This is a genomic window from Lutaonella thermophila (assembly GCF_055387725.1).
Map to the genome: position 1 here is coordinate 2,033,724 of NZ_AP043783.1, position 20,716 is coordinate 2,054,439.

22 protein-coding genes and 1 pseudogene are annotated in these 20,716 nt (G+C 30.1%); all 23 read left to right on the top strand.

All coding sequences use genetic code 11. From position 1 onward, the window contains the following. Nucleotides 1-415: 415 nt before the first annotated feature. Nucleotides 416-1,009 carry a DUF3841 domain-containing protein gene (locus ACZ5CF_RS09520; protein WP_464579098.1) on the top strand — a complete coding sequence of 198 codons (594 nt, stop codon included), beginning with the start codon at nt 416-418 and terminating at the stop codon, nt 1,007-1,009. Between the two features lie 859 nt (nt 1,010-1,868). Beyond that, a complete protein-coding gene (locus tag ACZ5CF_RS09525) occupies nt 1,869-2,354 on the top strand; it encodes a hypothetical protein (protein ID WP_464579099.1) in 486 nt (161 codons plus the stop codon). Beyond that, the gene (locus ACZ5CF_RS09530; RefSeq protein ID WP_464579100.1) at nt 2,347-2,922 is read left to right on the top strand and encodes a helix-turn-helix domain-containing protein; all 576 of its coding nucleotides are present in this window, start codon (nt 2,347-2,349) and stop codon (nt 2,920-2,922) included. The genes ACZ5CF_RS09525 and ACZ5CF_RS09530 overlap by 8 nt, the downstream gene beginning before the upstream one ends. A gap of 610 nt (nt 2,923-3,532) precedes the next feature. Continuing rightward, the gene (locus ACZ5CF_RS09535) at nt 3,533-3,955 is read left to right on the top strand and encodes a nuclear transport factor 2 family protein (protein ID WP_464579101.1); all 423 of its coding nucleotides are present in this window, start codon (nt 3,533-3,535) and stop codon (nt 3,953-3,955) included. A gap of 300 nt (nt 3,956-4,255) precedes the next feature. Continuing rightward, complete coding sequence (locus tag ACZ5CF_RS09540; RefSeq protein WP_464579102.1) at nt 4,256-5,020, top strand: DUF6090 family protein; 765 nt, start codon at nt 4,256-4,258, stop codon at nt 5,018-5,020. An 8-nt stretch (nt 5,021-5,028) separates the two neighbouring features. Beyond that, entirely contained in the window at nt 5,029-6,057 is a 1,029-nt protein-coding gene (locus ACZ5CF_RS09545) for a serine hydrolase domain-containing protein (RefSeq protein ID WP_464579104.1), read from the top strand. A 101-nt stretch (nt 6,058-6,158) separates the two neighbouring features. After that, on the top strand, nt 6,159-7,604 hold the full coding sequence (locus ACZ5CF_RS09550; protein ID WP_464579105.1) for an amidohydrolase family protein: 1,446 nt from the start codon (nt 6,159-6,161) through the stop codon (nt 7,602-7,604). A 151-nt stretch (nt 7,605-7,755) separates the two neighbouring features. Continuing rightward, nucleotides 7,756-8,688: a hypothetical protein gene (locus ACZ5CF_RS09555; RefSeq protein ID WP_464579107.1), complete on the top strand. Its 933-nt coding sequence runs from the start codon at nt 7,756-7,758 to the stop codon at nt 8,686-8,688. 331 nt (nt 8,689-9,019) lie between these two features. Next, complete coding sequence (locus ACZ5CF_RS09560) at nt 9,020-10,135, top strand: hypothetical protein (RefSeq protein WP_464579108.1); 1,116 nt, start codon at nt 9,020-9,022, stop codon at nt 10,133-10,135. Between the two features lie 11 nt (nt 10,136-10,146). Continuing rightward, nucleotides 10,147-10,677 (top strand): hypothetical protein, encoded by a 531-nt coding sequence (locus ACZ5CF_RS09565; RefSeq protein WP_464579109.1) that lies wholly within the window; start codon nt 10,147-10,149, stop codon nt 10,675-10,677. A 180-nt stretch (nt 10,678-10,857) separates the two neighbouring features. Next, the gene (locus tag ACZ5CF_RS09570) at nt 10,858-11,649 is read left to right on the top strand and encodes a hypothetical protein (protein WP_464579110.1); all 792 of its coding nucleotides are present in this window, start codon (nt 10,858-10,860) and stop codon (nt 11,647-11,649) included. A 404-nt stretch (nt 11,650-12,053) separates the two neighbouring features. Continuing rightward, nucleotides 12,054-12,518 carry an RDD family protein gene (locus tag ACZ5CF_RS09575; protein ID WP_464579111.1) on the top strand — a complete coding sequence of 155 codons (465 nt, stop codon included), beginning with the start codon at nt 12,054-12,056 and terminating at the stop codon, nt 12,516-12,518. Between the two features lie 248 nt (nt 12,519-12,766). Continuing rightward, entirely contained in the window at nt 12,767-14,029 is a 1,263-nt protein-coding gene (locus ACZ5CF_RS09580) for an MFS transporter (protein WP_464579112.1), read from the top strand. A gap of 85 nt (nt 14,030-14,114) precedes the next feature. Beyond that, nucleotides 14,115-15,026: a hypothetical protein gene (locus ACZ5CF_RS09585; protein ID WP_464579115.1), complete on the top strand. Its 912-nt coding sequence runs from the start codon at nt 14,115-14,117 to the stop codon at nt 15,024-15,026. A 145-nt stretch (nt 15,027-15,171) separates the two neighbouring features. Continuing rightward, nucleotides 15,172-15,534 carry a DUF2200 domain-containing protein gene (locus tag ACZ5CF_RS09590; protein WP_464579117.1) on the top strand — a complete coding sequence of 121 codons (363 nt, stop codon included), beginning with the start codon at nt 15,172-15,174 and terminating at the stop codon, nt 15,532-15,534. A 155-nt stretch (nt 15,535-15,689) separates the two neighbouring features. Continuing rightward, nucleotides 15,690-16,436 carry a toxin-antitoxin system YwqK family antitoxin gene (locus ACZ5CF_RS09595; protein WP_464579118.1) on the top strand — a complete coding sequence of 249 codons (747 nt, stop codon included), beginning with the start codon at nt 15,690-15,692 and terminating at the stop codon, nt 16,434-16,436. Nucleotides 16,437-16,475: 39 nt separating this feature from the next. Further along, nucleotides 16,476-16,967: a hypothetical protein gene (locus ACZ5CF_RS09600; RefSeq protein WP_464579119.1), complete on the top strand. Its 492-nt coding sequence runs from the start codon at nt 16,476-16,478 to the stop codon at nt 16,965-16,967. Nucleotides 16,968-17,046: 79 nt separating this feature from the next. After that, on the top strand, nt 17,047-17,856 hold the full coding sequence (locus tag ACZ5CF_RS09605) for a helix-turn-helix domain-containing protein (RefSeq protein ID WP_464579120.1): 810 nt from the start codon (nt 17,047-17,049) through the stop codon (nt 17,854-17,856). Between the two features lie 92 nt (nt 17,857-17,948). Beyond that, nucleotides 17,949-18,497, top strand: a complete 549-nt coding sequence (locus ACZ5CF_RS09610; RefSeq protein ID WP_464579121.1) for a cupin domain-containing protein — start codon at nt 17,949-17,951, stop codon at nt 18,495-18,497. 658 nt (nt 18,498-19,155) lie between these two features. After that, nucleotides 19,156-19,788: a hypothetical protein gene (locus ACZ5CF_RS09615; protein ID WP_464579122.1), complete on the top strand. Its 633-nt coding sequence runs from the start codon at nt 19,156-19,158 to the stop codon at nt 19,786-19,788. A gap of 11 nt (nt 19,789-19,799) precedes the next feature. Then, nucleotides 19,800-20,168 carry a hypothetical protein gene (locus tag ACZ5CF_RS09620; protein WP_464579123.1) on the top strand — a complete coding sequence of 123 codons (369 nt, stop codon included), beginning with the start codon at nt 19,800-19,802 and terminating at the stop codon, nt 20,166-20,168. Nucleotides 20,169-20,220: 52 nt separating this feature from the next. Continuing rightward, nucleotides 20,221-20,418: a hypothetical protein gene (locus ACZ5CF_RS09625; RefSeq protein WP_464579124.1), complete on the top strand. Its 198-nt coding sequence runs from the start codon at nt 20,221-20,223 to the stop codon at nt 20,416-20,418. 10 nt (nt 20,419-20,428) lie between these two features. Next, nucleotides 20,429-20,650: pseudogene (locus ACZ5CF_RS09630) on the top strand (FEKKY domain-containing protein); the annotation flags it as partial. Between the last annotated feature and the right edge of the window lie 66 nt (nt 20,651-20,716).

The following is a 20,716-nucleotide window of genomic DNA, read 5'->3' on the forward strand; positions in this document are numbered from 1 at the left end:
CAATAGGTAACAATGGCTATAATTCAACGTTGCTTTTTTTCTTACAAAATATTTCCTACTTTTAAACAACTGATTTCTTAGCGGAAAATCCTAAGCGGATTTTCCACGTCGAAATCATAGCCGAGACCGTTACCTATAATTCGCAAAAAAATACACGTTGCGTATATCGCTCCGGTTGAATTCCCTCCTATTCTATCTTTTTTACACGCCGAATAATTCGAGTTTTTTTAAACTACTCGGAATTTTTAATTGGTTAAATCCTGCCCAAGCCGAACGGCTAAAGTTCAATTGCTTTTGCTTTCCCATATTTTGCGCTTGCAAACAATAGGTAACAATGGCTATAATTCAACGTTGCTTTTTTTCTTACAAAATATTTCTTACTTTTAAACAGCTGTGACCGTTGGCAATAATTTAAATGAAACTCTGGACAATTCAACCAATAGAATTTTATCAAAGACTCAATTCTGAAAAAGAAATTACAGTTTCTAATAAGTTTATTGAATCTGATTTTAAAAGTTCATATGATTGGATGACTAACCAAATGGAAAAAAGAATTGGACAAAGGCCAAACAAAAATTCTTATCCTATTTGGGCTTGGTATCAATATGAATCAGAATTAAAAAAGAAGCCTGATTTAAGAAATTCTGGATTGTTAGAAAAAAACACTAAAGGCGTTCGAATTGAATTTACAAAACCAACAAATGAAGTTCTTTTATCGGATTTCAATTTATGGCATTATGTACTAAATTATTGGCATATTGCCGACAATGAGAATCAAGAAAAAGAATTTTATAAACTATTAGAAACCAACCAAATAGAATTTGTTGATAAAGAAAAATATTTACCTGAGATTAGACAAAAAATTGAGAAAAGCTGGAATAAAATATTTGATATGAACTATGATTTAGAATATGTTGCAAAACCGTTCAGTAATAAATCCATCCAAGCCACAATATGGAAATTGAAAATAGATGAAATTACAAAAGTTGACTTTTTTAATGCAAAATAAAAAACGATAGCTAACAATGTATAACCGGAATTACGATGGATTCGATTACGTCCAAATCCACTCGGAATTACTAAAATCTGAGTCAAACTGAAAATGAACGCTAATTTAACCCTTAACTGATGGTTATACGAGACCCTGTGACGGCCTTGTAGGTTGCTTGGCTCAAGCTACAAACCCAGTTCTCATTGCAGCAGTAATAGCAGGGCATTGTGCAGCTTGCTAGTCTCACTAGTTTAAACTCAAAAATATGGCTAAAAAAATAAAATGTTTATAAGGCTATTAGTATTAGCATTTATCGCAATAATAATTGGCTCAATACACAAAGTAAATGGAAATGAATATGCTTATATTTTACTAGTAGCTGGACTAATTATGAAAACTACAGCGATAATTTCACTGATTGTTTATAATTGGTCTAAGATAAAAATGAACTTTAAATAACGTGGCATAACATGGTATATAAAATATAGCATTTTTATTCTGCTACTTTTCATATACAAAACCGATGGAGGCAATTTGATGAAATATAGATGAAAATTAAATTACTACTTCTTATACTTTTTATATCTACTAGAGTTTTTATACAAAATGACAGTATCCAAAAAGAACGAAATGAAGAACGCTTATTTGTATTAATAAATAAAGGAAAATAATGAATGGATAGTTCGTTGTCGAAAAGAAGTTTATGTTCGATTCGACGACTGATAAAAACTGTTATACACAAGCTCAAAAAAAGCTCTGTTTTATTGATTCTTCTCATATTGAACATTGATGACGTAATAATGTCATAAACATGACGACATCAATGTCCACGCTACTGTTTTACTTTTGTTTCAAACATTTAATCATAGTTATTTTAATGGAAACAGAATTAGACATCAATCAAAAATCAACAGTTTATAGGGCTTTTCAACTCGCAAAAATACCAATAATAATTGCTTTAATTTTAACACCAATTCGCTTCTCACTTGAAATTATTGGATTACCAAATAGTGTCATTTTTATTATTGGATTGCTTTGGCTAACATTAGCATTTGCAATTTATTGGGGAACAAAGTTATATAATGAAAAACATGCCCATCTTTTACTATTGTTGAGTTTGCTAATTTATTCACCAATTTCAAGGTTTCCTGTTGCGTTGTTTTGGTGGATTGACACTAACTGGGAAATAGGCACACATTATGGATTATATTTTAATAATTTTGGACAAGCTCTATTAAATCATATAGGTTATGGATCTTTGGTACAAATCATACCTGGATTTGTATTTGGCTCAATAACAATTGCATTTATGGGTAATAGAAAAAATAAAATGCAAAAAACTGATACTTTAAAAGATGAATAAGAATCTCTTAGGACTAAGAATAAAAGAATTAAGAAAACAAAAAGGGATGTCTCAAGAGTTTCTATCCGAAGAATCAGGGCTGAGTTTGAGAACTATTCAACGAATTGAAAATGGAGAGACAAATCCAACTGGTGAAACACTCAAACGATTGTCAAATGCATTAAATATAAATCCAGATGAATTAATTGATTGGTCTATAAAAGAAGACAATAGATATTTGACGCTTCTAAATCTGTCAGCTCTAACTTTTCTGTTCTTTCCTCTACTTGGAATTTTAATACCATTCATATTATGGACATCTCGAAAAGGAAAAATCAAAAACATCAATAAATTAGGAAAGGATCTAATCAATTTTGAGATAACTTGGACATTACTTCTGTTTTCTATTCCTTTTTTATGGTTTATCTTTTCAAAAATTGGAATATTAGAAAGTTTTACTCTAAGCAGGATTTTCATTATTATTGGAGTCATGTACTTTATCAATTTAATTTTCATATTACTAAATACATTAAGGATTAGTAATGGAAATGATATAATTTACAAACCGAAAATTAAATTTTTAAGATAAAAGCCTGCGTACAACACCGTGTATAGCTCATTTTGGCAGAATTCCTAACATCTACGCCAAAGCTTCGGTGTTCAAAACGGACTTGGAAACAATTTTTAAGGAGCGTACAGGTAGACTTCTAATACCTCTTTTTTGGCGTCTTTTTATCGTGCCACCACAAACGTATTATCTATATATAACTGAATTCAATTCCTATTGGCCAGATATATATAGAAAAAAAGATTTGAAACCAACCATCTTTGGTTTATAGAAAACCTCTACGTAATTTCTGTTCTTCTAATTCTTTTGATCATCTTTATTAAATGATAAAGTCTTTATAAATGGAATCAACGGGATTACTTACAATGCTGGATCCCAGTTTATAGAATATAATCAAGCGATAAATGAAGTGACTTAATTGATAAAATTAATTGATGAAGAAATTGTTAGAACAACGAAAGTACAACAACATTTAAAAACCATTGCTCTAAATGGTTAAGCAAAAGAATATTTCCTACCTTTAAATAAGGTACGATTCCTACTCGAAAATTTTGTAGGTAATAAAATCATAAAAAGGGATTCTAAAAAAACCTTCGAGAGCACAATTGCAAAAACAAAAAAACACCGACAGATGAATCAAAATCTAACTAAAACTCAGGAAATTTATCAAGGGGTTGCAGCAGGAAACTTGCAGCCTCTTTTTGATGTCATTGCAGATAACATAGTCTGGCACAGTCATAGTCACCCATCCTCTCCTTTTCATGGCGTTCATAGAGGCCCGAAAGAAATTGCACTCTATTTTTCAAATATGGAAAAAGTAGAGTTGCACAAATTTGAACTCCAATCAAGGGTGGAAAGTGAAAATAAGATTATAATTCTGTTTGATGTGGATAGAACAATTAAAGAAAGTGGGATCAAAAACACTGGTCAATTTGTCCACGTAATAGAGTTTAAAGAAGATAAAATTATCAAAGTAGATATTTATGAAGCTTGTTCAGAAATAAATAAAAAAAGAAAAATACTACCTAAAACAGTTGTAGAGCGTAAAAACTAGTCTATAAATAGAAATACAATTTTATTAAGACATATAAACCATTACACCACCACAGAACTTATTTATTCAGAGCTTAAAAATTAAAATTGCTATAAAGTAGATTAAAGGGAAACAAAATAATTAAAACACAACATCGCTTATAATTCATTGATATTCTTCTATTTCAAAGAATATTTACTACTTTTAATCATATACGATTTCTCAACAGGAAATTCTTAGTAACATAAGGTAGCTACAAGTCCGAATTTAACCACCACAAAATCTTACTCAAAACCGTTGTGGCTAATTTGAATCAAATGAATGAAATTATTTAGAAGAATACGATATAAACTAATTTTAAACAATAAAAAAACTCAGTACCTAAAGTATGCTTTAGGAGAAATAATACTGGTTGTCATCGGAATTTTGATTGCACTACAGATAAATAATTGGAACCAATCAATTAAGGATAATGATTCTCTGAAAGAATATTTAACCAAAATAAAAACACACACAATTGAAGATATTAAACAATTAGAAGAATTATCAAAAGGGAGAAAACAAATTGCAGACCTCTGCAAAAAAGCACGAAATAGCATCTTGAACAAGACTGAAAATGAAAATCTCTTTTTATTTAAAGTAAGTGGTGCTGCCTTTGTAGATTTCTATTTCAAACCTAATTCAAGTGGTTATGAATCATTGAAGAATTCGGAGTATTATGGTAAAATAAATAATACCAAACTTGATTCACTTTTAGGCAAATATTATGGTTTGGTGGATATTATTGCAGAAAATGAGAGGAACTATAATCAATATGCCGTTCACCAAGAGAATTATCTAGATACTCAATTTGATAGGTCACTTATTTTTGCCTCTGCATTCATGTCATTGGATTCCTTGGCTACAAAAGCCACACCTCAGTCTGAATATGACCAAGCATTCATTGAGTACACCGCAAAACCAGCTTATAGAAATGTTATTGGTTTGGCTGCTTGGCAATTTGATACGATGATTGAACAATACCAGCAATTAACAAAATTAGGGCAGCAAATCATTAAGGAAATAGATGTCATAACCGAAAATTAAACGAGCACATGATAAAAAACAAAAAAACAAAGTGGATTGTTCGCATTTTATTGCTTATGGGTACAGCAATATCATTGTTTTTTGTGCCGTGGATTTTGGTAAAAGCTTGGATTTTACCATTACCTGATACAGTTCAAGAGCAAGTTGATGAGGCTATTGGGCACGGGTTTGATGGAATGATTGTTTACATAGACCAAGCAGGAAAACAACCCCAATTTTATACAGGTGGATGGAAAGATCGAAACAAAAAAATACCAGCAGATCCAAAATCATTATTCAAAATTGCCAGCATTAGCAAGTTATATACTGCTGTAGCGGCTACTAAATTGGTTAAAGAAAAGCGATTGTCTTTTAATAAAACTCTAACAGATTACCTGCCAGAACTAAAAGGAAGAATAGAAAATGCCGAAGAAATTACCTTGAGGATGATGATTCAGCATCGAAGTGGGATTCCTAATTTCACAGATAATCCAGCTTATTGGGAAAACGAACAAGAAAACGGTAATAATGCTTTAGATTTTGCTCTCTACCTACCAGCCAGCTTTAAGCCTGATAAAGGATATGAATATTCTAATACCAATTATTTGTTGCTTCGTAGGATTATGGATGATGTTTTAGGATACGACCACAACAAATATATCAAGGAAAAAATCTTGGAGCCTCTTGAGCTGAAAAACACCTTTTTTTCGATTAACGAAGTAGATTTAGAAGATGTGATGAGTGGTTATTATGTGGGGTATAACGAAGATTTTAAAGCTCGTGAATACGGAATGTTAGCCACAGCAGAAGATGTCGCTATATTTTTAAGAGCTTTGAACGATGGTTCGGTGTTTAAAGAAGGAGAACAAGAAATTTATCCCTACAAATACAATCATGGCGGTTTAGTTGTTGGTTATCAGAGTCTGGCAGAATACCACAAAGATATTGATGCTGTGGTAGTTCAATTTATAAACACCACAGATTTTGAAGGTTATGAATGGAACTTATCTGAAATTACAATAAACCGAATTGTCAAAATATTAAAAAAGAAAACTTAAGCACAAGACAGATGGAATACATTCAGCTATGAGCTTTAGCAGGATGTTGCACTTCTTTATGTCTAATTCTATATAAAAAAATCAATCTATAAAATATGAGTATGAAACGCCTAATTAATTTATGGTTATTAATTATTTTCATTTCCCTTATATCATGCGACAATGAAAAACGACAATTTGAGGATCTATTGGAAGACCACAACATTGAGCACGTAATTTATAATGTAAATATTGTTGATGTTGAGAGAGGAGATATATTACCTGATAAAACAGTTTTTATATCCTCTGAAAAAATCCATTCCATTACAAACACCTTTCCAATTGATTCAATTAATTCAACGAGGATAATTGATGGAACAGGACTTTACTTAATCCCAGGCCTTTGGGACATGCATACACATTCACAAGGAGCGCCAGCTTTTAAAAATATTCAATTACCACTTTATATAGCCCATGGCATTACTGGGATACGAGAAATGAGTGGACAGCAACATGAACTAAATGTTCGTGACAGCATAAATGCAGGGTTTATTGATGGTCCTCGTATGGTTGTAGGCAGCCCAGTTGTGGATAAATTTCCGAACAAGTTTGGAACGCCATATTTCATTATTGAAAATGAAAACGCTGTTAACCAAGCCGTAGATTCTTTAAAGAAGATGGGATTTGATTTTATTAAAACTTATGATTTCATTGACTATAGTACCTATAAAAAATTGCAGGAAGTTGGAAAGTTAAACGGCTTAGAAGTAACAGGACATGTTCCAGTTGCAGTTAGTATTTGGGACGCAATTTCAATGAAACATAAAACCATTGAACATTTTATAGGAATAGAACTAGGTGCAGCAGTTAATGAACAAGAATTAAGAACTAATTATCTAAATACCCTTAAAGACTCCACCCTAAGAAATAACATTTTTTTAAATGAACTCAGCAAATTGAAATTCAGATCTTGGATTGAACCGGTTGAATATATTGATGAAAATAAGTTAGATTCACTTTACACCTTTATGAAAGACAATGATACATGGTTAGTACCTTCATTGTTCCTTCAGAATGTGATTACGAATCCGCAATTAATGGAAGGTGATGATGGTCTTGAGTTTTATCCCAAAAAATATAGAAGTCCAATGGTCTATAGAATGTTTTATGATCCGAGTAATACTTTAGAAAAAGTACACAAACATCGCATTGAAAATTTTTCTAAAGTTATCAGTTCTGATGTTGGAATATTAGCTGGTTCTGATGCATTTGGTGGTTTCCCCTTACATCGTGAATTAGAATTATATGTTGAAAAAGGGCTTAGTCCCCATGAGTCATTGAAAACAGCTACGATTAATCCAGCTAGGTATCTCAATAAAGAAGATTCTCTAGGTACTATCAGAGCAGGAAAATATGCAGACCTTGTTTTGTTAGAAGAAAACCCATTACTAAATATTAAGCATATTAGGAAGATCAATACAGTTTTCGTCAATGGTAAAAAATATGATAAATCAGCAATTGATGATATGCTGAAAAGAGTAAAACATGCTGTGAATAATATAGAATAACTGGCTACATCAACTACTATAAGTAATTACTTGTTCTCGCCTACTTCTAAAAATCCTCGCAGATTTTCAGCTTGGTGTGTACTTACATAGTTAATGGCTAAATCATGAAACTACTCATAGACAAGACATGTTATTTAAACATACTGAAGAAATGTACTATACAAAAAAGACTAAATATATATTGCTTGCACTAATCACCTCTTTTAATTTAGCGTTTGGACAATGGCCAATGTCTAATGATCCTGAATTTAGCCCAGAAGTGAAAAAGCCTACATTTGCCCCAGGTAAAGGACCAAAAATACTTTTAGATGGTGCCCACCACAACTTTTTTGTTCAGTGGGGTTTTATAAAACCGTTTTCTGACTTGGCACAAGCTGATGGTTATCAAACAATAGTAGATAGTTTAAAATTTACCCCAGACTATCTAGACCGTTTTGATATTGTGATGATTATAACAGCGCTTCCATTTGACTTCACTACTAAGAATGAGGTAACGGACGAATCCACATTTTCTGAAGACGAGATAAATAGTTTGTACGATTGGGTATATAGAGGAGGTTCTCTTTTGGTGTTTAGCGAACATGCTCCTTTTGACCAAGCAATTAATCCGCTACTAAATAGGTTTGGAATTGAATCAAGCATTGGAGGAACAATTGATAGTTTGAACTACAATAAAAAATTTAAAAATAAAAGTTGGATTGAATTCACTCAACAAAACGGAGGGTTAAACAATGAACACCCAATTGTAAAAGGGAGAACAAAAGAAGAAAGAATAACTAAACTAATATCTTTTGGAGGAAGTGCACTAACAGGTAAGAAGTACTCAAACTTGTTAAAGCTGTCTGAAGCATCAGAAAACGTTATGCATCCTACAGGAGTTGGACCAATCGGAAAAGGAAACTCACAAGCATTAGCAGGTATTGTTGGAAAAGGAAAAGTTGTTGCTCTTGGAGATTCAAATGGCTTTACAGCAATGGTTTTTAAAAAAGATGATGGTTCAAAACAAGCAGCCGGAATGAATCTGAAAGAATACCACTGGAAACAATTTGTGTTAAATACATTACACTGGCTTTCATCTAAATAAAAAAAATAGCAACAATGATTATAACTCATTGTGATGAAATCAACTTTTTGTTAATTACACTAAAACCTACTTATATAAAACGATCTCTTTTTTTATAACCCAATAACTAAAGATAATAACCTTTTATTGTAAGTAAAATTAAAATAATGAACTAAGGAATAAAGTTTTAATCTATTTCAGGAATATTAAGAATGTAGAAGATTCTTATAGAGCGTTTTGAGGAAGTTGTTAGAGAAATGACACACCATCTCTTTGAACTAAAACTTATTAAGTTGGCGCATACAGCTATAATTATAAAACACTTTTTAAATAGAACCGATAAAATAAAGAAATGAAAAAAATGGGAATATATTTAATAGCAATCGTTATAGGCATAATCATTATTTTCTTTACTATAAGAGCTTTGCCTATAAAAACGGTTAAACCCATTAATACTTTAGAAGCCCAAAAAAACAAGGGAGCAAAGTCTTTTTTATCAGATATAAATTTACATGATGGTAATTATGCTCTTTATGTTAACCATAAAAAATTAGGAGAGTTTATGGTTCTTGACAATACTGGCTTAATTAAAAATAAAGATTCGATACAAATTAAAACAAGCTGGACAAACTATTTTCCTGGTGAAGGTAAAAGGAAATTTGGATTGATGATGTTTAAAGATAACCAACTTATTAAAGCCAAAACCGGAGGTATTTTTAAGGTTTTTGAAATAGGAGGTTTAAAAAACTATGGTGTTCCAGTGAAAAGGAAGAATTTTACAGGTGTTCGTTCAGAAATCCTAAGTAAAATAGATTCGTTAAGAGCTTTAAAGAGTGCTTATATTTTTAGTGTTCCAAAAATATCTAATTCAGAAAAAGAATTTAATTTTAGAGTATACTTTCCAAGTATGGCTATACCTGTAAGCAGGGCTTTAGATAGTAACGGATATGAGAAAATTACTGCTGTAAATGGAATACCATATGATAGATGGATAAGAGATGAGGAATCAAAATTTACTTCAAAATGGTATGCCCATATAGAAAATAATATTCGGAAACTAGCCGACACAATCTCAGATTTTAAAATTTCAGTAACACACGGTACACTTTCTGGAGCTTACTTAACTAATAATGGTAAAAGTGTATCTGCTCTAAAAAATGCTGCTGGTAGTGTATTAAATTTAAACGACTTTATGTACTACAACTTTAATGCATACATAGAAGCCAATAGCGAAGATGTAAAAAAATTAATGACTTTAAATTATTCTGCTTGCCTTAGTGAAACAGACCTTAATAAGCCTGAATTAGCAAAAAAAATCAACTTATTAGTTAAGCAAAGTACTACCCCTTCATTGAGTTTTGAAAAAGGAGACATAGGACTGTATGGTTATAAAGACCAGGTTTTAATAGATAAAAAACCCTATCAACAAGAATATTCTGTTTATTGGTTAGAGGTAATTAATAACTAAATTAAAAAGTTATGAATTTTGAAATAACTACAAACCCTAACATTCTCTTTCAACAAGATGTTATGGCTTCACAAATCACACTTAACCATCATAAAATTGGAGATAGTGTTTATGACATTGATTTAAAGTCAATTGAACTAACAGGCAATGAAATTTACCCGAATAAAATAGACAGAAAATTTAGAAGAGGCGACAAAGTTTTTGTTGAAATTGATAATAAAAGAATTGAATTTACTTTACAAGAACGGATTGAAGCTGTTATAAACTCCGGGGGGTTTTTAGGGTTTAAAAATGGTTCTATATATAAGATTAAAGACCAAAAAATAGAATTTTTCCAACTAATGGATTATAAATTAAGGCCTTATGTAAAATTTTCAAAAAAAGAACTCATAGAATCTCTTGGAAAAGAAATTAATATAAAAGAGTTTTTTTGCCCAAGGGATAGTTATTTATATAAAACTGAAATCATAAATCTTAAAAGACAAATAATTATTACCTGGGATGATTCCAGAAGTATACTTTCTAATATAATTATAGGGTAATGTTATATATAGCAAAATTTACAACCCACAATCCGGTACATAGACAATTGTGGAAAAAATGCTAAATAAAAAGTTTCTATTTTTAACTATCTTTATATTTAACTGAATAGTAAAGGTATACAAATTCACTACTACTTATAAACAAGACCTTTGTGCTTCAATACAACCAACCAATAACCAATGATAAAATTCTTTAGAAAAATTAGACAGAATTTGCTTTCTGAGGGTAAAATTGGAAAATATTTTAAATACGCTATCGGAGAAATTATTCTTGTGGTTATTGGGATTTTGATTGCACTACAAATTAATAACTGGAATCAAAATAGAATAAATTCAAATAAAGAGCATGAATATTTGATTGGAATTAAAAATGATTTAGAAAAACAAATCCAACTATTTAAAAGAAAAGATCAATTTTATGATATGATAATTGATAATGGTGAAAGAATATTAGCAGACTACAGTAACAAAAGAAACTTAGCAGAAATAGATAGTATAAATACCAAACTAAGTTTTATGATATACTCTGTAACATATACAAGTGTGAATACCACTTTTAATGAATTAAACTCAACTGGACAATTAAATTTAATCAAAAAAAAATCGCTCAGATCAACTATAATCAAATATTATCAAGACTCAAATACCAGCGAGAAGAGCGTAAACAATAACACAATAGAAGTCTTTTACAATCATATTTTTCCGGTTTTAAAGTCTTCTGTTATCTTACATCCAGAAAATTTTAATGTACAATTAGAAAAGGTTAGTAAAGAACATATTGAAACTAAGTTATATTCAACTTTCAAGAATAATTTAAAGGACCCAGTAAAAGAATTTGAAATAATAAATGCAATTACTTTAAGAATTATTGAAACTAAAATAAACAAAGGCACTATACAAACAATAACTAATAAAGCTGAGTTGCTTTTAGAATTGTTAAAGACTAAATTAGAAGCTAATAAACTTGATTAAATTTCTTCTTATTGTAAGCTCATAGCCTGTTGTCCTCCTATAATTTGCAAAAAATACACCTTGCGTGTATTATTCACAGGTTAACTTTCCTCCTATTTTACCTTTTTAATAAACCGAATAATTTGAGTTTTTTGAAAATTTATAGGAAAGTTTAATGGTTAAACCCAGCCCAAGCCGTCCGGCAAATCATCTAAAATCATGGCTCACCCCATTTTTGGGCTTTCAAACTATAAGTTATAAGTGGCAATGGTTATAATTCAACGTTACTTTTTTTGTAAACAAAAGATTTCCTACATTTATACAGCTAATTTCTTAAAGTAAAATACGCTTAGGATTTTCCACATAAAAATCGTAGTTGAAACAGTTGTATGTTATTTGAGAATGAAATAATAAGTTTAATAAGTATGGAAAAAGAACAAAAAATTCCCTGTAATTTAAATCAATATAAAATAGCAAATATCGACCAAAGATTAACTAACTATGTAATTGACACTATAGTATACTTTATATTTTTAATCTTTTTCTTAGCCATAGCTAGATATTTATCGGCAATTGCTGAACTATCCTTTCTAAGGGAATTTTTATTTACAGAAAAGGATTCTTTTTTTAAAAGACTATTAACTACACTTTTTATAACTACCATGTATTATACTTTTCTTGAATATTTTTTAAAAGGTAAAACCGTAGGTAAATATGTAACAAAAACTAGGGCTGTAACAATTGAAAATGAAATAATGGATTTTAAAACTACAATTATTAGAAGTCTTTGTAGAAATATTCCGTTTGAACCATTTTCATTTCTGGGTGATAAACCAAGCGGATGGCATGATAAATTATCTAAAACTAAAGTGATTTTTGAAAATAAATAAAAACTAAACACAAAAATAACTACACTTCAACTCCCCTTTTTACACCTTAATAATCGCTTTTTTTTATGTAAAACCACAAAACAAACTATTGCGGTTAACTATTAACTAAATAACAGAATTTTTACCATTTATTTTTTGCTAAATTAGTTGCCAACACATGTAATAAAATCATTGTTTAGTAAATCAAAGTAGTTATAGCTTCTTTTAAAATATATTAAACCCTCAAAAACCAAAGATATAGTTAGTAAATGAACCCAGAAAAAGCACCGTGGTATTTTTTGTTACTTCTTATTTTAGCCGGAGAATCTGTTTTTATATTACCTTTTGTTTTAGCACGAGTATTCAGACCCACTGTTCTTGAAGCTTTTGGGTTAGATAATGTTCAGTTAGGTATTTGTTTTTCTGTTTATGGTATTGTTGCCCTTTTTTCGTACGTATTTGGCGGGCCATTAGCCGATAAATTTTCACCCAGAAAACTAATTGCTGTAGCGTTATGGATGACTGCTTTAGGTGGTTTAGTTTATGCCTCTTTTCCTAATTATAATACGTTACTTTTTATTTATGGTTACTGGGGTTTTACCACCATATTTTTATTTTGGGCACCTATGATTAAAGCTACAAGAGTATGGGGTGGTGCTACTTCACAAGGTAAAGCATTTGGTTTTTTAGACGGAGGTAGGGGTTTAGTAGGAGCACTCATGGGAACAATGGGAGTGCTTATTTTTTCTTTTTTTATTGGATCTGAGATTGCTAATACAAAAATAAAAGAAACTCAAGAAGCCTTTAAATATGTAATACTTGTTTCGTCTGCTATTATTGCTTTTGTAGGTGTGTTAGTATGGTTTTTTTTAAAACTAGACACTAAAACCGAAAGTAAAATTATAGTAAAACAAATAAATATATCTCAAATAAAACAAGTGTTACGACTTCCCTCTGTTGGCTTGTTAATGATTATTATCCTTTGTGCATATGTAGGATATAAAATAACAGATGTTTTCTCTCTTTATGCACAAGATGTTATGTTATACAATCAAGTACATTCTGCTCAAGTGGGCACATTTTTACTTTTTATCCGTCCGGTAATTGGTGTTGGAATTGGTTTTCTGGCAGACCGATCGCAAACAACTTTATGGCTTTTACTAAGTTTTATATTTTCATTTGCTGGTGCAATTCTTTTTGCTTCCGGATTAATTTCATCATCTTCTACCCTACTATTTTTTATCTCTATCTTAATAGTTGCTACTGGTGTTTATGCAGCCAGAGCTTTGTACTTTGCTGTTATGGAGCGAGGTAATATACCTTTAGTACTTACAGGAACTGCCGTAGGGTTAATCTCTTTAATTGGTTATACTCCTGATATATTTGCCGGGCCTCTTATGGGATATCTGCTCGACAGTTCTCCGGGAGCTAAAGGTCACCAACATGTTTTCTGGATGCTGGCAGTCTTTTCTTTTATAGGTGGAGTTGCAGCTTTTATTTATTATAAACTGTACAGTAACAAAAGTTCTTAAAAATTGGTTCAAGTATATTACAATGGTTTATTAAAATTTATGTAACAAAAAACCTATTGCCCCTACTAATTTGTAAAATTTAATTATGCTAAATAGAAAGCTATTGCTTCTTATTGTTTGTACTTTTAATGCTATAAGCATTAATGCTCAGATTGCATCTGTTTTTGAGGGTTTTAAATTTGGCGATTCACTTAGCACAGTACAGAAAGAATTAGTGAAAATATCTGATTCTATTAGTGTTGTAAAAGTTTCTGAACCAAATTTTCCATTGTCAAAAAACACCGAAACTCATTTATTAGCCTACAAAATCAGGCTTAAAACAGGCACATTAGAAAAAGCTGTATTTACATTTTCAGACAATCATCTTACCTATATTGAAGCCAAGGGTAATTGCACGCAAGTATTCACAGCTAACCGAGAAGATACAGCTGTTAACTTTATGGAATATCTTGTCTTTACAAAAGATTTACTGTTTATACTAAAAAAAGAAGATGCAGCATGGTTACTTACGCCAGAATCTGTACATCCTAATTTATTTACCTGGAACAACCCTTTACTTATTAGCCCTACTAAATTAGTTAGGTATAATCTATCTGCAAGAATCCCAGATTTTATAACAATGGGAAGCTCTTTAAAAAAACAACTTCAAAAACTTAAAAAAGTAAGCAATATTATTGAAGTTGTAGATTTGGATGATTCAGACCCTAATGCCCAAACTCAAATTAATGCCTATGGGATTGAATATGCAGGATTTCCAAGAAAATTTGAAGCTCGTTTTAAAGATGGTAAGCTTACTATGGTTTGGATATTAACCGCTAAAGGAGAAGAAAAAAGAATTAGAGCAGCATTAACCAAAGAATACGGCAAAGCTATTTTTGTTAATGATACATGGGAGTTTTTTAATAATTGGACTGTTGGCTTACGAAAAGATAAACCAGAAGTGCTTTTTTTAAATAAAGAACTTGCTTTACAATACAAAAAAAGCTTAAGCAAATAGGTGATTGCCATATTTCTTGCAAAACAGCATAGCAAACAACTTACTTACATTAAAATGTTAAGTTATATAAATCTTAAATATATTGTAGCTTTATATTCTCACTATTGTATATAAAAACAAATGCTTTTAACGCAAACTAAACAATATGAAAACAACACCAGAACACGATGCTAGGGTTGCAAAGTTGATTTTCGCGTCTATATATCCGCATTACGTAGCTAAAGTTGAGAAAAAAGGTAGAACTAAAGAAGAATTACATCGGGTTATTGAGTGGTTAACAGGTTATGACGAAAAAAAACTCAAAGAACTGATCGATAAAAAAGTAACGTTTGAAGATTTTTTTGCAAATGCTAATTTAAACCCGAATGCACACCTTATAAAAGGAGTTATTTGTGGCTATAAGATTGAAGAAATTGAAACTCCCTTAACAAAACAAGTAAGGTATTTAGACAAGTTAGTTGATGAGCTGGCTAAAGGTAGAAAAATGGAGAAAATTTTGCGTGAATAATAATTAAAATTACATGCTATAAAATAACACCATCACATCCAATTAACCTATTTATAAATACTACAACAGTTAAACTCCTAATAATCTAAAAACTATTGTATATTATACTTTTAAAACATCAATCAATATTGATAGTGTTTTTTTAAAGTTTTTTTATGAATAAACTTTTTTTCATTTTAAGTATATCTCTACTCCTTACAACCAATCTGGTTGCTCAATTAAAAGAGTTAAAACAAACCGATATTTTTTATATGAATAAAAAGTACTATCTAAAAAAGGATAGTTCTTTAGCAAATGGAGTATTAAAACACTGGCATAAAAACAAAACACTCGCTGTAGAAGGAAAAATTACAAACGGGGAACTTAATGGCAAGCTAAAAAAATGGTATGAAAATGGGCACCTATATTCAGAAAGCTTCTTTGTAAACAATAAACCGCATGGTTTGGTTAGAGAGTGGTACTCCGATGGGCAATTAAGAATTAGAGAAAATTATATAAACGGACTTTTAGATGGGGAACGTAAAGGCTGGTTTAATAACGGACAACTAAAATATGTGTTTAATTATAAACACAATAAAAAAGAGGGCGTTTCTAAAGTATGGTATGAAAACGGGCAATTAAGCATGGTTGCTTTTTATAAAAATGATGAGTTACACGGATCTGTAAAAAATTTTCATCAGAGCGGAGCTAAAAAAAATGAAGGTAGGTATGAAAACGGACAATTAGTTTTTGAAAGAATATTTATGCCCGGTGGTGAAGTATCATTTGCCAGCTCGTACATTGAAAATAATTACCAAAACCAACAGCTTGTAACAAAAAAAGTGTTTTACGATTATAAATTGTATTCTGTAACAAAATATGCAGATGGCAAACAAGTTTCGGTAGAATACTTTAAACTTTAAAATACATCTTATAACAGTTAAAACAGCACTACCCTAATTATGAAAATTTTAATTTCTCTATGCTTCACAATGCTGTTTTTAGGCGTTGCTCATTGTCAAAACTTTAACCTTGTTCCTCCCAATAAAGCAGCTCTAAAAAAAGCTGTTGAAAACGATAAAGAAGGAAACGATATAGTTTATCATTATTTAATTTTAAACTACAAACCAACCTCAGATAAAGAAAATGTACAAAAATTTGATTATGATGATTCTATGATTTGTGCATTTAATCAATCGTTTGATAATAAAATTCTATTTTCTACTTCTTCATGCTCAGAATCAGGTGGTGCTCAAGTTACTTTACAATTACCAAAAATTAATAAAACAGAAGTGAAAAAATGGATTGAGCTTATGTATGATGCAAGCTTAACCAATATGCCAAATCAATGGAATAAAGACACTTACGGTCCTACAGACCAAGAAGCCGGATGCTACTATACCTTAATAGACAAGGATGATTTTTGGAAAATTGAAATTTATTGTGGTTGTTAAAATACAACATAAACTATTGTTTTACAGCTGTTTAAAAATTTATTACCTTTAAATGGTGTAATGTTTATGCCTATATTTCATGTCAAATCAAACTATTAAAATATCACAAATACTTAATAAGGTTACACATAGCCCAAATGAAAGAGATTATTATACATTATGTTTGGTTAAAGATGGTGTTAACAGTATTGTAATAAATAATATAACGCACAAACATGTAGCTAACTCTTTATTCTTTTTAAACCCCAATTTTAAATGGGAAATACATAAAAGCGATAGCAATACATCAGCCGGTTATTTAATTTATTTGCCAAAAAGTATTTTAAATCATCCAACGTTTAATAACCTTCAAATTACACAAGTTAGGTATTTTAAAGAAGAGCATCAGATACCTAAAATAAAATTGTCTCCCGGAATAGAAAAACGTGTTCAGGCTATTGTAGAAATGTTAGATGAACTTGTAAGCACAAACCTTAAAAATAAAGAAGATGCTATTTTATCGCTTTTAAATACGCTTTTTATTTATTGTGATGGCCAATGCAATATAAAATCTGTAATAACAGATAATAACGCCAAAGCTGCATTGGTTTATAAATTTAAAAAGAGCATAGATCAGGAATTTTCTAAACATCATGAAGTTAACAGTTATGCACAATTACTTAATGTATCTGATAGGTATTTAAACGAATGTGTTAAAGAGGTGTTGGGTATTAATGCAAAAAGTTTAATAGATGAGCAACTTATAATGCGTACACGCCATAAGCTAAAGTTTACCGATAAATCTATTAAAGAAGTTGGTTACGAATTAGGGTTTTCTTCTCCGGATTATTTTAGTTACTTCATAAAAAAACATACCGGATTGTCTCCTTCGCAAATCAGAAAAAGCTAAACATCTTATATTCTAAGGTTTTACCTACTTTTTCACAACTTTTTTATTGTTAACTCCCCTATCTTTAGTTAGTTGTAAACAATAAAAACAATATGGACCGTAAAAAATTCATTAAAGCATCCGGGTTAGGATTAGGACTAATTATACTACCGGGAATTGCACAAGGTAAAGAACTACTTACCAAAACTAAAGTAGCATCAACACTAAAACCTAAAATTATTAAAGATGCCGAAGGAGATGTATTAAATGTTATCGGAGACATTCAAACCCACAAATTAGTTGGTAGTGATACTAATAATCAAATTGTAGAATGGGTAGATAATGTTGAACCCGGAGTTGGAATACCTCCTCATTTACATACCAAAGAAGATGAAATTTTTAGAGTTGTTAAAGGACAAGTAGAAATAATGGTTAATGGAGAAACTACTATATTAAATCCAGGCGATACAGCTTTTGCTCCTAAAAATGTGCCTCATTCCTGGAAAGTAGTAGGTACAACAAAAGCAAAAATGATTACAAGTGCTTTTCCGGCCGGAATAGAAAAAATGTTTGAAGAATTAGCAGCATTACCTCCTGGTCCACCCGATTTTGAAAAAGTAACCAAAATTTGTCAAAAGCATGGTATTACTTTTATAAAGTAATTTGTTTAACTCTTTTATTTACCGTTTAATACATCCTTAAATTTAGCGCTATTTTCTGGCTGTTAATTTTATTATAATGTACTTAATCCATATATTTAATAGGTATGTTATTAAAAAATTAGATTTATGGGGCTATGGGAAATAGATATGCTTTTAACAAACAGCATTAAACTAATACAACAATCTAACCTTAGTGAAGAAACTAAAAATAATATTATCTGGAACTTAGAAAACATACCAGAGTGATATGAGTTTGATGCCGGTAATTTTCAAAAAACAATTTTCAATCATACGTCAAGTCTTACTAAAGTAAATCCGTATCAAATAGGACTTATAGTTGTTACTGAAGCTAATAAGCAAAAAGCGTATAATTTAATTTACGACTGGGCTGCTTTTTTATTAAACTATTGGGAAGAATACTTTATAGAAACAGATACTATAGAAAGCCTTAAAACTAATTATTTAGCGCCAATAAAAAGTATTTACAATCAAATAGATTTTACAGATTATGAGCCCGTTCATGCTTCATTAACTATGTATAAAAATGGAAACGAATGGTTTAGTGAGGAGCATAATAATTTAATTAAGTGGTTTTGTTCGTAAATCTTTTTATTGATGAGCGCTTTTATCTGATTTATCTGCTCTTAAAAAATCTTAAATGAATAACATTTTAGCCATAACAAAAGATGTTATAATTGCTGCCGTTATTGCTGTATTAACATCAGGTTTGTTTAAAGCATCTAATATTATTTACCAATCTATTATAACTGTTTTAGTATTGGTGATAATTTTTTTGATTTTAAGACGTATTGATAAAAAAGCTAAACAGTTAGAAATCTTATCTGTTTTGTATGTAGAAAGTTTAATTGTACCTCTTATAGAAGCCTTAAACAAAAGAGATAACAGCACTGAATTTACCTATGGCATAAGTAACATAAAAATTTTTATTGTTTTACCGGAAAGCTACGATGATATTTTAGACTTTAGGTTTAGTTTTAAAAAGTTAGATACCATAGAGCTTAAATTTTCTTCAAATACAAACAGAATCTTATCTGTAAAAGGCAAAAAATTAGACAATACACTTTTACTGTTTGATACTCCCTCTTTATGGTTTAAAAGTTTAGAGCATCTAAAAAATGTAAAAGGTATGCGTAAGAAAAAAATTAACAGACTATTAAAGAAAATGGGAGATGATATTAAATCTTACACAAAAGATGTAACCAAAAGAATTAATGCTGATAACAGTATTAATTTTATTTCGCTAAGAGAGTTTACACATTTTTACAGTTAACATTCGTTGTTATGAAAAAAACAATTTTATTGCTCCTATTGCTTTGTTTTTTGTCTTGTGCTGATGATAAAACCAGTTCAACCTCTACTCCTACTAATCAAGCTCAAAAATTTAATAAATCACAATGGCAAGAAAAACGTAACAATGAATATACTTACAGAGAAAAAATGTATTTAGACGTGTTGTATAATGACACCATTAGAAAACTCAGCAAAAAAGAAATTTTAACTCTATTAGGAAAACCAACTAAAACAGTTAACAATCATTACTATTATTTAATTTCAGAAAAAAAGCTTGGTTTCTTTGTCCTACACCAAAAACACCTGGTTATAAAATTTAAAGACAGCACCAATATAGAATGGATAAAAGTGCATGAATAATCTGAACTTGCAACATCGTTACCTTTAAATCGTCTTTTATTTTAAAAACACTATGCTTAAAAAAATAATTCTAATATTAACTTTCATTTCTATTTATCCGCAATCAAGTAATGCCTTTACAATAGCTTCTTATTTTAAACAAAAAAACATAACCAAAAAGCATATAGATTCAATTAAAAGTTATAATACAGCTGTAGCTGAATATTTAACCTTAAAAACCTCTAAAGAAAAAATAAAAGCTATTTTTTAAAAAAGGTAAGTTAAGTTTTATAATTAGTGGTATTAATGCTACTAAAACTAATGAAATGATTGATTTTAAGAATAAATTTAATGTTGATTTTATTTTTGAAAGCTGTGTTTTAAATCCTTTAACTTACAATAAAATAAAAACACATAACAAAATAGTTTCTGAGTTTTTAACAAACTACTTTGGCACTAACTGGAAAACATTTTTGCCTTTTAAACCGTTGGGGGTTATTTAAAAAAATTAATTAGTTAGTTTATATTCTTGACGAGAATACTAAAAATTCCTTTTAAAATAGGTCATT